Source organism: Pseudocitrobacter sp. 2023LY-00077, assembly GCF_055796175.1.
This window is the reverse complement of sequence record NZ_JBSPEI010000021.1, coordinates 1-13,685: the sequence shown is the minus strand read 5'-3', so window position 1 is coordinate 13,685 and position 13,685 is coordinate 1. Positions and strand designations below refer to the sequence as shown.

The 13,685-nt window shown below is 46.3% G+C and carries 9 protein-coding genes; all 9 read left to right on the top strand.

Annotated elements, in window-relative coordinates:
• Positions 1-360 precede the first annotated feature (360 nt).
• Entirely contained in the window at positions 361-1,746 is a 1,386-nt protein-coding gene (locus ACWWFX_RS21485) for a diaminobutyrate--2-oxoglutarate transaminase (RefSeq protein ID WP_041686241.1), read from the top strand.
• Between the two features lie 15 nt (positions 1,747-1,761).
• Entirely contained in the window at positions 1,762-3,225 is a 1,464-nt protein-coding gene (locus ACWWFX_RS21480) for a pyridoxal phosphate-dependent decarboxylase family protein (RefSeq protein WP_473224774.1), read from the top strand.
• A 333-nt stretch (positions 3,226-3,558) separates the two neighbouring features.
• The gene (locus tag ACWWFX_RS21475; RefSeq protein ID WP_473224736.1) at positions 3,559-3,939 is read left to right on the top strand and encodes a TIGR00366 family protein; all 381 of its coding nucleotides are present in this window, start codon (positions 3,559-3,561) and stop codon (positions 3,937-3,939) included.
• Between the two features lie 536 nt (positions 3,940-4,475).
• Positions 4,476-4,955, top strand: coding sequence for a hypothetical protein (locus ACWWFX_RS21470; protein ID WP_001542736.1), 480 nt, complete (start codon positions 4,476-4,478; stop codon positions 4,953-4,955).
• A gap of 21 nt (positions 4,956-4,976) precedes the next feature.
• Positions 4,977-5,780 (top strand): TIGR02391 family protein, encoded by an 804-nt coding sequence (locus tag ACWWFX_RS21465; protein ID WP_473224735.1) that lies wholly within the window; start codon positions 4,977-4,979, stop codon positions 5,778-5,780.
• Between the two features lie 20 nt (positions 5,781-5,800).
• The gene (locus ACWWFX_RS21460; RefSeq protein ID WP_000119282.1) at positions 5,801-7,234 is read left to right on the top strand and encodes a restriction endonuclease; all 1,434 of its coding nucleotides are present in this window, start codon (positions 5,801-5,803) and stop codon (positions 7,232-7,234) included.
• A gap of 100 nt (positions 7,235-7,334) precedes the next feature.
• Positions 7,335-10,457, top strand: a complete 3,123-nt coding sequence (locus ACWWFX_RS21455) for a hypothetical protein (RefSeq protein WP_473224734.1) — start codon at positions 7,335-7,337, stop codon at positions 10,455-10,457.
• 177 nt (positions 10,458-10,634) lie between these two features.
• The gene (locus ACWWFX_RS21450) at positions 10,635-12,284 is read left to right on the top strand and encodes a metallophosphoesterase family protein (protein WP_000665639.1); all 1,650 of its coding nucleotides are present in this window, start codon (positions 10,635-10,637) and stop codon (positions 12,282-12,284) included.
• On the top strand, positions 12,281-13,117 hold the full coding sequence (locus tag ACWWFX_RS21445; protein ID WP_000770925.1) for an HAD family hydrolase: 837 nt from the start codon (positions 12,281-12,283) through the stop codon (positions 13,115-13,117). The genes ACWWFX_RS21450 and ACWWFX_RS21445 overlap by 4 nt, the downstream gene beginning before the upstream one ends.
• Positions 13,118-13,685 lie beyond the last annotated feature (568 nt).

Genomic DNA, 13,685 nt, shown 5'->3' with positions numbered 1-13,685 from the left:
ATATTTATCGATAAACTAGTTAAAAAGAATGTCTTATCAGCAATTCCTGAACGTTATTAATAGTAAAAGTGTGTAAAGAAAGCATAAACCCACGACAATGTGATGGTTTACATGACGTTGTGCGCGTTTTGTTCGTCAGTTACATTTTGCCTGAAATGGTAACGAATTTTAAAGTATGTGAACAACAGAACTCTTCATTACACACTGATTAAGAAGGGAAAAATCCTAATGAAAACATCGCTAAAATAAATGATTGAGTCCTACGCTAAAACCACTTATATTAGCCGCGTTTTTTTACAGGCAGTCCCTTTAACCTTAATTCAACCCGGCGTTATTAATACCCGAGGTTGTGGGAGTGATATGATGACGGATAAAGTCCGTATTGATACTTTAAGTGCTAATTCATTACCACAAAGCAATGATACCTTTTTAGCAAGACAAGCTGAGTTTGAATCCAACGTTCGAAGTTATCCACGTAAACTGCCGCTGGCGATTGCCAAAGCGCAGGGCGTTTGGATCACCGACGTTGAAAATAATCAATATCTTGATTGTCTGGCAGGCGCTGGCACCCTGGCGCTGGGTCATAATCATCCTGACGTGCTTCAAAGCATTCAAAGTGTCATCAGCAGCGGCTTACCGTTACATACGCTTGACCTTACCACACCTTTAAAAGATGAATTTTCATCTTATTTACTCTCTTTATTGCCGGGTCAGGGCAAAGAGTACTGCCTGCAATTTACCGGCCCGTCCGGCGCTGACGCAGTAGAAGCTGCGCTAAAACTGGCGAAAAAAGTGACCGGTCGTTCCAGCATTATCAGTTTCTCTGGCGGTTATCACGGGATGACGCATGGCGCGCTTTCCGTCACCGGTAACCTGTCACCGAAAGAAGCCGTTTCCAACATGATGCCGGAAGTGCAGTTCATGCCGTATCCGCATCAGTACCGCTGCCCACTGGGCATTGGCGGCGACGCGGGTGTTAAAGCGTTGACGTACTACTTCGAAAACCTGATTAACGACGTGGAAAGCGGCGTGCGTAAACCGGCTGCGGTGATCCTCGAAGCGGTACAGGGCGAGGGCGGTGTTAACCCGGCTCCGGTCGAGTGGCTGCAACGCATTCGTAAAGTTACCCAGGAACACGGCATTCTGCTGATTATCGATGAAGTACAGGCGGGCTTTGCACGTACCGGTAAACTGTTTGCCTTCGAACATGCGGGTATTGAGCCAGACATCATCGTGATGTCTAAAGCTGTCGGTGGCGGTCTGCCGCTGGCCGTGCTGGGTATCAAGAAACAGTTCGACGCCTGGGCACCGGGTCACCACACGGGTACCTTCCGTGGTAACCAGCTGGCAATGGCCACGGGCCTCACCACGCTGAAGATCCTGAAAGACGACAACATTGCTGACAAAGTCGCCGCTCAGGGCGAGTGGCTGAAAGGCAAACTGGCCGAGCTGCAAAAACGTTACCCGGTCATCGGCCACGTTCGCGGTCTGGGTCTGATGATCGGTCTGGAAATCGTGAAGCCGAACGAAGCGAAAGATCATATGGGTTGCTACCCGGCAGATGGCGAGCTCTCTGCACTGTTGCAGAAAAAATGCTTTGAGTCTGGCCTGATTCTGGAGCGTGGCGGTCGTAACGGTTGCGTACTGCGTCTGCTGCCGTCTCTGCTGATCACCAATGCTGAGCTGGAAATTTTCCTCGATAAATTTGAAAACGCCTTGCTGGGCGCTGGCGTGAAGCCGGTTTAATCGGAGTTAATGAACGTGTCAGATAATAACCCGATCCTGTCCGGTTCGGCGCAAAGCATCGCGGCCTACCAGGATGCCATCGAGCAAAGCAGCAAAGCGGTCATTGAATGGTTAAAACAGCCTGAGATGTATCAGGGTAAAACCGTTGACCAGCTGCGCGAGCGTATTCATCTGAACTTCACCGCAGAGGGCCTGGGTAACCAGGCCACCATTGCGCGTGCAGTTGAGTACTTCCTCAAAGATAGCCTTTCTGTGCACCATGCCCAGTGCGTGGCGCATCTGCACTGCCCGAGCCTGGTGATTAGCCAGGCCGCAGAAGTGCTGATCAACGCCACCAACCAGAGCATGGACTCCTGGGATCAAAGCCCGTCAGCCACCATCATCGAGATGAAGCTGATCGAATGGCTGCGCGACCAGGTAGGTTATCCGGCTGGCGATGCTGGCGTCTTCACCAGCGGCGGCACCCAGAGCAACCTGATGGGGCTGATGCTGGCGCGCGACGCTTTCTTTGCTCGTCAGGGGCATTCCATTCAGCAGAATGGTTTGACCGGCGATCTCAGTAAGATCAAAGTGTTCTGCTCTGAAAGCGCACACTTCTCTGTGCAGAAGAATATGGCGCTGATGGGCCTGGGCTATCGTTCTGTAACTCAGGTGAAAACCGATGCATTATCTCGCATGGACATGGCCGACCTGAAAGCCAAACTGGCGCAGGCGAAGGCCAATGGCGAGCAGGTAATGGCGATTGTCGCTACGGCGGGAACCACCGACGCCGGTGCTATCGATCCGCTGGTCGAGATCACGGAGCTGGCTGCGGCCGAGAATATCTGGGTCCACGTGGATGCCGCGTGGGGCGGGGCGCTGCTGCTCTCTGAGAAGTATCGTCACTACCTGGACGGCCTGGAATCCGCAGACTCTGTCACGCTGGATTTCCATAAGCAGTTCTTCCAGACTATCAGCTGCGGCGCATTCCTGCTGAAAGATGCGCGTCATTATGAACTGATGCGTTATCAGGCAGCGTACCTGAACTCTGACTTTGATGAAGAGCAGGGTGTGCCAAACCTGGTGTCTAAATCACTGCAAACCACCCGTCGTTTCGATGCGCTGAAACTGTGGATGGGCCTTGAAGCGCTGGGTAAAAAGCAGTACGCCGAAATCATTGATAACGGTGTAACCCTGGCGCAGCAGGTCGCAGAATTTGTTTCCGCACAGTCGCACCTGGAACTGGTCATGCAGCCACAGCTGGCAAGCGTGTTGTTCCGTTTCCGCCCGGAAGCGGGAGATGCTGCGTTTGTTGCGCTGCTCAACCAGCGTATCGGCGACGTGCTGCTGGCATCTGGCGCGGCTAACGTGGGCGTTACGGAAGCGGACGGTGTGACTTGCCTGAAACTGACGCTGCTGAACCCAACCGTTTGCCTGGAAGATGTCAAAGTTCTGTTGGCGAGCGTGAAAGAGACGGCTGAGACGCTGTTGAGCGCGTAAATTTAAGCGTGATTACTATAAAGCCTCTGTGTAAAAACAGAGGCTTTTTTATTATTACTGCGAAATACCGCAGCAGCATTTTATTCCTCGATCTAACCTTCACGATTTATTCCTCTCCGATCACACAATTTATTGAAATAAAGCGTAATGACCGATAATCGCACGTTATTTCGGCAATCGCCATTGACGACATTAAGCCTCAGCTCCTATTGTCAATATCCGTTATTAGAATTTCAACCATCAGAACAATGAGATAACTGAAGCTCTGGCTGTAGTTTCATTCTGGCGACGTTTAAAATTTAAAAGGAGCAACCGGTAAAACCGGTAAGAATCATGAGCAAAATCACCCATTTTTTCACCGAGTTGATGCGGCGTTATTTACCCGATCCCTTTGTTTTCGCCATCCTGCTAACACTATTAACGATGGTGCTTGCCTTTGTGGTGGAAGGGCGTACCCCCTTGCAAACCACCATGGATTGGGGAAATGGATTCTGGCAATTACTGAGTTTCACCACGCAAATGGCTGTCATTCTGGCAATGGGATATGTTTTAGCGGCGGCGCCACTTGTGGATCGTTCTCTTAACTGGCTTTTGCCAGCCCTGGCAATTTCCAGATTAAAATTGCAGAACATTATGGGTTACACCGTTGTCATGATGATTTGGGTAGGAGTCGTGTATATGGCGGCAATTCTGGCGTGGCCACACATGATTTGAGAACAATCGATGCGTGCGCTACGTGAAATCTGCAGATCTTCGTGGGTACTCCTGAGGCAGAATTTGCGTAGCGCACGCGGTAGATTCAACCGTTTGATTGTCGGAATGATGCGCTATGGCGTTATCGGATCACCATTCATGATAAATGCGTTGTTCGCAAAGGTCTGAGTCGAGAGTGTAGTACAGGGAATGATGGGCGACGCTGCGTGGATGAATGCCAAATGCCATTTAACTATTCTGGGTTTGAGGGAAATACATAATTTAATTTATAATAAAAAACCTTGCAACCAACTGTAATTAAATAATTTTTTCTCATCGAGCAATCAAAGCATGCACTTATGAACTAAGTTTTGGTTCATAACTGTGCAAGTAGCTGAACACAAATCATACGAATTTTCTACCATTGGTTCATGAACTGGTTTTTCTGATTTTGTGATGAACATCAGGTTTTAGTATTCAGTTATTATACCTTTTAGTTGGTAACCGAATGCGTACTGAAAAATCCAATAAAATTCCTTAAATATGCGAGCGTGATAATGGCACTGACCCCGGCTCAAATACGCTACCTCAATCAATGTGAACCAGGCGAACCTGTGTCACATGCATTGTCCGAGCTACTATTCAATGATCATGATCTACTCAGTATTGATGCTAACGAACGGTCCATTACCTTTCGCTTTGCGATGTACCTCCAGCTATCTTTCCCCGGTTGGAATGTAGATTGCGAATATAACCGGGATGGTGTAGAACCTAAACGGCTCAGACATTTGGAGCTTTATCCAGACAGCGAAGACGTTGAAGCAAAGACAGTATTTCCTGATGTGATCGTGCATCGGCGAGGTACACAACAGAATCATCTGGTCTTAGAATTTAAAAAATCAACGAGTCGCGTCGATAGACGAATCGATCTACTGAAACTTCAAGGTTATAAGCAGCAGCTTGGCTACGATCACGCTTTGTTTGTGGAGGTCGGTACTGAGGGACAATCGATTATCACGGCGCTCGAGTGGGTCTGAAAGGTGATAAAAAGGTAATTTATGATACGTATTCCATTATTCAACTCTCAGCACCTTGAGGCCGCTTGTCGCGTTCTTGCTGATACCGAACGTGGCTTGAGTGGGGCGCAGATCGAGCGACTCCTACAAGAAATCAAAGTTGCCGACACATCGCCAAGCATGACAAAATGGAAACGGCTGTATAATGCGCTCGTAGGTGCGCAGAACCAATATCAGGTCGGCAACCATCTCATAATGTTCATTAACCGTGCGATGAATCCGGTAAATTACGCTCGTGATCCAGCAGTATTTACCTGGAGGCGTGATGAACTCAATGTTGTCCTAGCTTTTTCCGGCTTTTATGTCCGCGAAGATGGTAAGGTCACGAACGCTACTAAAGCAACAACACTCGATTCAGCCAGAGCCCGCGCCTGGCGACTTAAGGCTGCACTCGAAAACCGTGCTGTGCATGCAGAAGTTTTGAACTATTGTCGTGCAGAACTTCTGGACGAAAACTATTTTCATGCCGTCTTCGAGGCGACGAAAGGGGTTGCGGAACGTATTCGTCAGTTGTCTGGGTTGAGCGGCGATGGTGCTGACTTGGTGAACAAGGCATTTACCGGACAACAACCAGTTCTGACCTTGGGACCGCTCACTACCGACTCAGAAAAGAGTGAACAAAAAGGTTTTGCGAACCTACTCATTGGTCTATTCGGCGCTGTGCGCAATCCACTGGCCCATTCGCCTAAGAAGAATTGGCCCATGTCTGAATTGGATGCGCTGGACATCCTTACGTTGGTTTCGCTTATTCATCGCAAGCTGGATGGCACACAGAAAAAAATATAGCCATATTATTGGGGAGTTGCATGAGCTACGCGGACTGGCGAGTTTATCAGGAGGCCACAGCTGAAGTATTTCGACGTCTTGGATGTAATGCTTTGGTTGATTATCGAGCCAAAGGTGTTCGAGCGACCCATGATATTGACGTCTACGCGACCTTCCTTCGATCGGGTATCCTCTGTACTTGGGTAATCGAATGCAAATTGTGGAAAACTCGCGTTCCTAAGGAAAAGGTGCTTGCTCTCAAGAGCCTCATTGATGACCTTGGTGCCGATCGAGGAATCATGGTCAGTGAGGTTGGTTTCCAACCTGGAGCACAGGATGCGGCACGAGGGTCGAACATCACTCTGGTCATATCCTTGGATGATTTTGCCAAGACTGCACAGGCAGCAACATCAGAAGCCTCTCTTATTCTAGACAGTAGTGATGATGGAGCCCCGATTTATAAATTTCCAAGCCGCTCTGAACCACATGACATTCTCCTGCATAACAACTTCCTGATAACTGCAAATTGGGCTGGATGCAGCATTTCAATCGTTAATCCATCATCCAAATCAATCATACGTACCATCGACCTGGATAAATATGAGTCGATCTCCCCGCAAAACGGTGAAAGAGAGATTTTGAGCCATCCTCCTGGTAGCTTAGTTATTGCAGATGGCCGTTTGTTTGTCGGCCAGGTTTTTTCGGACTTTGTGCTCGTTATTGATTTGGCTACGCATGCTATCGTTAAAAGAATAGTGTTACCTGGGGGCGGTAACGGACAATTAGCAGTGTCACAAAACGAAAAAGAAATCTATTTCGCAAGCAATCGAGTCAACCAGTTCTACATCATTGACAGTGCCACATACGTTGTAAAGACAGTAGCATATCCCGAAGGTGGCCGAGGCTGCATGTCGCTGCTACGACATCCGACACTGCCATTAATTTACATTGGCATTCAACGCGGCGGACGCAGCCACGGGCTGAGTTATCCACATGCTAACTGCTATTTAGCTATCTACGACTTGAGTCGTCAAAAATATACGGCGGATGTCCAGCTCGCCGAGATAAGCAATGGTCGTGCAGATGATTCAACCCCTGCATGTCTAACATATGACGATCTCTACAATCGCATCTATGTCGGCATGTTCCAGTCCAAGCGTGGCATCTGTGTAATAGAGCCGGAATCAGGGGAGCTAATTCAAGAAATTCGCTTTGCCTCAAATGATAATAATAATTTTTTCGCATGGGCAGACCCGTTATCGCAAACGGTGAGTGGAAACTTACTGTTATCGGTCAATCGAAACAATCATGAGCTTGTAGCGTTAGATCGTGCTTCACTTCAAATAAAAAAAATTCTATTTGTTGGTGAAGCGCTTAACGGCCCGAGAGCCGTTTTGGTGTGGGGAGATAATGCTGTTGTCAGCTACCCAAGTCGAAATGGATTACTTTTCATTCCACTTGGAACTCTGAAATAATAAAATCTACTCCTGATGCTTGACTAGTCACGTTCTTGAGGATGTGGTTAAAGCGAAGGCGATGACTGTTCCTTAAAATACTTACAAAGTGGCTTGTGCAATGGACTTTATTGACAAACAGATTCTCCCGCCAAAGTCGTGGGAGAAATTCGAAGATTTGACTCGTGCATTGTTTGCCGCAGTGTGGAGGTCTCCCCTTACGCAAAAAAATGGTCGGTCTGGGCAAAAACAGCACGGTGTTGATGTCTATGGAACGCCACAGGCAACACCCGGCATAAATTTTGGTGTGCAATGCAAAGGGAAGAACGAAGGTTATGGGGCCAAGGCGACTATCGTGGAGTTCGATACGGAACTCATCAAGGCCGAAAATTTTAAACCACAGCTTGGACACTGGACATTTGCTACTACAGCGCCTAATGATGCGCGACTTCAAGAACATGCCCGACTAGTGTCAGAACAACGCGTGAAGGAAGGAAAATTTCCCGTAGTTGCTATTGGATGGGACACGATTCAAGCGCTGCTATCCACTCATCAGGAAGTGATTGAAGAAATCTATCCCGAACATGCAAGCGATCTGCATAAAATCATGGCAGCTCTGCGCGCGTTACCAAGTTCCGAGGAGCTCGATCAGATCCGGCGGAGCCTCATTGTGTTCGCACCAAGATCATCAGTACTCAATATTGAAGCATCAGTTTGGTCTGAGGTTAAGTTCGAAAAGCCTCGTGATCTTGGACCTGCTCTAATGGGTCGTCCACTCGGGCCTGCAGATGTCGCTGCTTGTCCCATTCTTCCGGAGGTAGCTCTACTGACTGCAGACCTGGAGCGCGCAGGAACAGCTCGACTTGCGGGGGTACCGGGAGCTGGGAAATCAATCTCAATTCTTCAAGTGGCGCTTCAAATGTATTGTCGCGGCTGGCGTGTCCTAAGATTAGCCGACCCAATTGGAGAGATACCTTCTTTTGATGAGAGTCTGAAACCGACACTCTACATCGTTGATGATGCTCACCTGACTCGCCCAGCATTTCTTCGTGAGTTGGAAGAACAGGCCACTGCATCGCGATGGGTATTAAGTGCGTACACGATTTCCGAAGATAAGAGCGGCTTTCCAGGCGCCATCCATCTTGATGCTAAGCGAGCGGTTCGGGTTATTGCGAATGGTTTTCTGGCTTCCCGCGAAGCAACACTTGCCGCTGTTCGTCAAGCCGATGATCGCATCGGCGATCGGCCTGGAGATGAGCAGTTCGATCTACGCCTTGAGCATGCAGCGGAGAAAGCGCTTTATCCCTGGCAATTCTGTTTCATCCTTGGAGGAGGATGGCGGCGAGCGAATGCAATGGCAAGTTCTGCGCGCGCAGCAGGCGCTGACGTGGTTCTTGCAGCTGCTGCAATTCGACAGCTGGCATCACGTGATGCGCACTGTTCACGCGAAATGTTGTTGCGGTTAGTCGGGGACGAGTTGTCGAATTCTGATGGAAATGCTGCGATTGATTGGCTTGTAGCGCAACGATTTTTACTGAGTTTCAACGACCTTCGCTGTCCACACCAGCGTCTTGCTATTGTACTCCTGGCACGTATTCTCGACGGACAGACAGCCGAAGAGCGTCAGAAAATTGCAGTTATGCTCAGAACAGTTCTGACCGACATTCAGATGCCTCTCAGTGGCCTAAGTGTTCTACTTAGCGAACTTTCGTTAGCTGGCGAATTTGGGATGTGGCGAAGGCTTGTACAGCCGGCATGGCTTACTCCCGCTTTAGAACGCTGCTGGGTAGCGACAGAACCACTTGATATTCGGCATGCTTGCTGGTTACTGAATAATTTGCATAGCTATCTGCCCGATGAGATGGAAACAATTGCCGATCATAGTGAGACTCTTGCAGAGTGGATACAGGCGGCGCCGGAAGGTGCATGCTATGCGATTGGCCGCGTGCTTAATCATGTACTTAATACTAATCGGGCACTTGGTGAAAACATCGTCATGCTAGTTGAGCCACGCGCATTAGCAAAGACGATCAGTGCTGCTGCCCCGTTGCATGCGGGTGAGATTGCCGAACTGCTTTCGATGATAGGTGCTTGTAAAGATGATATGTGGAAGGCACGCTATCTCGAACACATTGATCACGATGCGTGCCTTCGCATTGTGTCACAGTGGCCGCAGGATGCCTACCTATCGGTCGTTGCCGATTTTTGCGAACATTTCTGCTACGTCGAATCAGAGTTCGGGTTCACTTTGATCGAAGCACTTATCCCGGCCATCGCCGATCGACTGCGTGCCGCTCCGCAAGAGTCTTTCCACGAACTAAACGATATCGTGTGGAACGCGTTGCGGCTCTACGATCCGCTTAACATCTATGTTGGCAAGTTGGCACCGTCCCGAAGAATGCGGCAGGTGGGGCGAAAAATCTGCCGTTGCTGGTCGCCTAAGGATCTCGCGATCTCTTTGTCGCGCAGTACGCAACGAAACTTCCAAGCTGCCGCAGGGCTTCTTAGCTTCATGCATAAGGCCTCGCCAAAGCAGTTCGAGGAGACGGTATTAGCACTCAATTGGAGCGAGATCGACCAAGCGATAGGCTCGGATTGGGCGGAAAATATCGGCGATGCGAGAATGCTGCTCGGAGTTGCGCACATCGTACCAGCAGCGAGACTCGCAATTCAGGAGATGATTGCGCGCAATGAGCCGCGTATCGTCAACATGTCGACGCATCTCGCAGCCATCGCGCCGGCTAGCGCGTTACGTCATATAGCCGCGGGCAGACGCATTGCACTCAGCCATTGGGGTCATGTCGATTGGCAACTGGGAGCATTAGTTTTGGCGAGGATTGCTCAGTCGGAGCCAACACTGGTTTCTACATTTCTTGAACCGCACTACAGTGGGCTAGCAGAGGCGTTATCTCAGCCCAGCCCCACTTTTTACAATGAGGCTCTGATGTTTCTTTGTCTCCTCGTGCAAGTCCAGCCTTCAGGCTTAATTCGAGTGCTGGATCAAATTGATGTAAACAGGGCAACACTGGGGTGGCGTAATGCACTTCGCGGGCAGGATAATAGTCGTGAGCCTGGCGCAAAGGCTCAGGTTCGGCAGGTAGCGTCTTTGCTAGTCCATCATGCGATGGATCGTAGTGATGCATTGGGAGAGTTAGCCCGCCGACTGCGACGTGACTTTCCCCGTCAATCTATACCTTTAGCAAAGACTATTGAGTTCATTGATTTAAGCGAGCCGATTGAATGAACATGCATTAGCAGCTGCCGGATCGTATTGGTGTAATCAGGCAAACTGGAAGAAGGTAGCGAGGTGATTACCTTACTTAACGCTATTCTCAAAAAGATAAGACTCGAATTTGAGTTCACTATGATTTACTGATAAAACGAAGATATTATAAAACCATTGCATTTAAGGATGAAGTAAATGAAAGAGACTTACATTTTTAGGTTCCGTGATCTAGGAAAAAGTGAAGGATTTACCATCGAACAGCATAACCAAATTGCTCGTGAGGAAGGGGATGTTTGGTGGGGATGGTGGGCAAAATCTGGTGAGGTGTTTCCATCACAAGAACTAAGAATTGCTGCCGAAAATCTCACCAAAATATATTTTTTTGATTCAGGGCGACTAAAGTTCTATAGGGCCGAATTAAAAGAAGTCTGCTCCTCAGCTGCTGGGGATAGCAAGAAGAAGGCTCCTGATAATGGTAGAAAAACACCAAGGTATTATAATGAAGATGAGTTGTTAGGTTGGTTAAAAGTTTCTGAAATTTGTGAAATTCATGATAATGATGATGTTCTCAAAACCTTATCCTATATTCCATTAGATTCATTATTCACCACCTCAAAGGATTTAGATGAACAGCTTTTCAATAAAGTTGTTTTTTCAGTAACTGAATTAAAAGAACAAGATAGAACAATTTGGAAGGTGAGACCTGCTATTGATTCTGATCTTCAGCATGAATTATTAGCATCCCATTATATTCCTTATAATTTCAACCAAAAATATAGCCAAAAAAAAGGGGAGTTTATAATTTGGCTTTCAGATATTCATTTCGATAACGGAAAAGGCAAGCATGCGTTTCCAGCGCAAGATAATGATCAACAGAAATGTTTATCTTCTCGTGTAGTAGAGTTGGCAGACAAATATAGCAATGGAAATAAATGTGCCGGATTGGCTATTTCAGGTGATTTGACTTGGCAATCACAGGTTGAGGGATTTGAGCTGGCTTCGAAATTCATCAAAGATGTTAGTTCTTCTCTTAGCCTTACACCGGATGATATAATTATTTGCCCAGGGAATCATGATGTTGGTTTGGTTTCTAAAGAACAATATTTTGAAATAATGGGAAAGCCTACTACTGATACTCCATGGGCAACTCTAGCAGAAAACTATCATAAAGGAAGCAAAGAAAACTATATAAAATTTTATAAAGATGTTTTCCAAAGAAAACCTGAAGAAGATCTCTCGCAAGGAAGAAAATTTTTATTGGGAGGGCACAAAGTAGTTGAAGTGGCGGCCTTGAACTCATGTGTTTTACAACAAGTTAAAGATTCATTTTTGGGTATGGGGTTTATCGGTGAGAAACAACTCAGTAACGTTGCGGAATCTATGGGATGGATGAACAAAAGTGGGGAGTATATATCTAAAAAAAGGGGGGTCACAAGAATTGCTATGCTCCATCATCACCTAACTTCAATTAATGAGGCCGAAGATGCCTATTTGGATTCAAAATATAGTGTTACACTAGATGCGGAGAGATTGTTGCGTTGGGTGGTGAAACATAAAGTTGACTATATTCTTCATGGGCATATGCATAGAAGTAGTTGTATTACAATAAAAAAAATACTATCTCCATTAGAACCAGTCTCGGCTTCAAATCCTGAACATACTTTTCAAATTATTTCTTTGGGAAGTTCAGGGGTTGCTAGTTCAGAATTGCCAAATCAAGATTGTGCTAACTATGCATGTATAATGGATTTTTCTGGTGAAAAGCTAGCGTTCAAATTTTTCAAGCTCGATAGACAGAACGGAGCAAATGAAACGGCAACCTATGCTATTGAAGGTTTATCATGAAATTACTTATCACCGATTTGGATAATACACTGTACGATTGGGTAAGTTTTTATTCCCAATCATTTAGTGCTATGGCTGAGGAACTATCAAAGGAGATAAATGTTCCTTTAGATATACTTTTGTCCGAGTATAAGGTCATTCATCAGAGGTTTGGTAATTCTGAAAAACCGTTTGCTACTCTAGAGTTGCCATCTGTTATTTCTTATTTTGGGACCAATGATAAGATTTTATTACAAAAAAAACTCACGCGAGTATTTTCTGCTTTTAGCTCAAAGCGCAATCATACATTGAAATTATACCCTACTGTCAGGGATACTTTAAATATTTTAAGGGAGCGTGGTGTTAAGATTGTCGGTCATACTGAATCTTTAGAATATAATTCTTTGTATCGCCTTTATAAGCTTGATGTCATTGATTTTTTTGATCACCTTTACACAATTGAAGACAATCACAATCTCCACCCCAATCCTAAAAACGCAAAAGTTATTTCAGTAAAAGATGATTTTATTATAAGGTTATCTAGTGCTGAATCTAAGCCTAACCCAAAACTCTTGGAGCACATTTGTCTCACTGAAAATGTAGATATTAAAGATGCGGTATATGTTGGTGACTCTATTACTAAAGATATATCAATGGCAAAGTCTATTGGAATGAAAGCTGTTTGGGCTCGCTATGGTCGTCAGTTTGCTCCCGAGCTATGGGAAATTTTAGTGAAAATAACACACTGGACTGATAAAGATGTTGAAAGAGAAGAGCAACTGAAGGAATCATTTTCAAGAGTTAAACCGGATTATTCAATTAATAGTTTTGCAGAAATTTTGGATCTGATGTGATTTTCATTATGGTTCCAAGATCTTAAAGGATTTTGGAACCACTTTATACTGGCTTTATTATCACAAAAGTGATTGGCCTGGCCCCCATTTTATAAGATATCTCAATTTTCGAAAGGCACCATAATCTGAATCGACACTTCTTAGTTTCAGGAGTATCTCCTACCAGTAAAATCGCAGCAAGGATTGATAGGGGCCTGAGAGATATTCATCCCTGATTTTGTGTAGCTCAACAGCCAGTCCAATGTATGGCACAGTTTAATTCACGTCACCGATTCTATATGTATAGGATTTCCTTACGATGAAAGTGTATCTTGTACAAGTTTCAGCTAGTTTCATCTACGGACACGGGGGTACCCAAAACAGAGGGAGGAGCAAAAAACGCATAAGACAATGATTTTTTTCGACAATCGTAAAAGTATTGGGAGATCACTGCCTATTAGGGGCTTTGTTGAATAAATCGAACTTTTGCTGAGTTGAAGGATCAGATCACGTATCTTCCCGACAACGCAGACCGTTCCGTGGCAAAGCAAAAGTTCAAAATCACCAACTGGCCCACCTACAATAAAGC

Excerpts from the sequence above, each read along its gene's own strand:
- ACWWFX_RS21485 (WP_041686241.1), top strand. The coding sequence starts at position 361 with ATGATGACGGATAAAGTCCGTATTGATACTTTAAGTGCTAATTCATTA.
- ACWWFX_RS21475 (WP_473224736.1), top strand. The coding sequence starts at position 3,559 with ATGAGCAAAATCACCCATTTTTTCACCGAGTTGATGCGGCGTTATTTA.
- ACWWFX_RS21470 (WP_001542736.1), top strand. The coding sequence starts at position 4,476 with ATGGCACTGACCCCGGCTCAAATACGCTACCTCAATCAATGTGAACCA.
- ACWWFX_RS21465 (WP_473224735.1), top strand. The coding sequence starts at position 4,977 with ATGATACGTATTCCATTATTCAACTCTCAGCACCTTGAGGCCGCTTGT.
- ACWWFX_RS21460 (WP_000119282.1), top strand. The coding sequence starts at position 5,801 with ATGAGCTACGCGGACTGGCGAGTTTATCAGGAGGCCACAGCTGAAGTA.
- ACWWFX_RS21455 (WP_473224734.1), top strand. The coding sequence starts at position 7,335 with ATGGACTTTATTGACAAACAGATTCTCCCGCCAAAGTCGTGGGAGAAA.
- ACWWFX_RS21450 (WP_000665639.1), top strand. The coding sequence starts at position 10,635 with ATGAAAGAGACTTACATTTTTAGGTTCCGTGATCTAGGAAAAAGTGAA.
- ACWWFX_RS21445 (WP_000770925.1), top strand. The coding sequence starts at position 12,281 with ATGAAATTACTTATCACCGATTTGGATAATACACTGTACGATTGGGTA.